Annotated in this window: 1 protein-coding gene; it reads right to left on the bottom strand. The window is 39.1% G+C overall.

The window, feature by feature from the left end; translation table 11 throughout:
• Positions 1-130: 130 nt before the first annotated feature.
• Positions 131-604: an IS200/IS605 family transposase gene (tnpA, locus tag AC3II9_RS21475; protein ID WP_489158725.1), complete on the bottom strand. Its 474-nt coding sequence runs from the start codon at positions 602-604 to the stop codon at positions 131-133.
• Positions 605-737: the final 133 nt, after the last annotated feature.

Raw genomic sequence — 737 nt, 5'->3', positions numbered from 1 at the left:
AATCAAAACCACCAGTATAACTGGTGGTTTGCTCTGCGCGTGAAACGCTGGGTTACTGGCCCACGTCTAAAGACGCTCTGAAAGGTCTGCCAACCGCACTACGTTTCCGACTACCGCTAAAGCGGTTTATCTATTTTTTTCTTTGTTTTATTTCTTCTCCTGTGAAAGGATCAATGAATTCCTTCATCGTCATTTGATCCTCTAGGAGGTCTTCTTGTAACTGATTTTTGATGTACTCTTGCATCACTTTTCGATTTCTTCCTACTGTATCGACATAGTAACCTCGACACCAAAACTTTCGATTTCCATATTTATATTTTAAATTGGCATGTCGATCGAAAATCATGAGGCTGCTTTTTCCTTTTAAATATCCAACAAACGCAGATACACTTAACTTTGGTGGAATACTCACCAACATATGTATATGATCGGGGCATGCCGTCGCCTCAATAATTTCCACACCTTTTCTCTCACATAATTGGCGTAACATTCTTCCGATATCTGCTTTAATTTGACCATAAATAATTTGTCTTCTATATTTTGGTGCGAACACGATGTGATACTTACAATTCCATGTTGTATGTGCTAAACTTTTATTATCCATTTTTGGAGCTCCTTTCGTACGTAATCGGTTGACCAGACCTGATTTTATTGTACGACTGGAGTATTTTTTTTGTCCATAGCTAAAAGCTTTCCGGAACCCCCTGCATAGCAGGGGGTTTTCATCTCCACAAAAA

This window comes from Lysinibacillus sp. RU7, from assembly GCF_057837305.1.
Note: the sequence above shows the minus strand (reverse complement) of the source record. Positions and strands in the feature narration are given on the sequence as shown.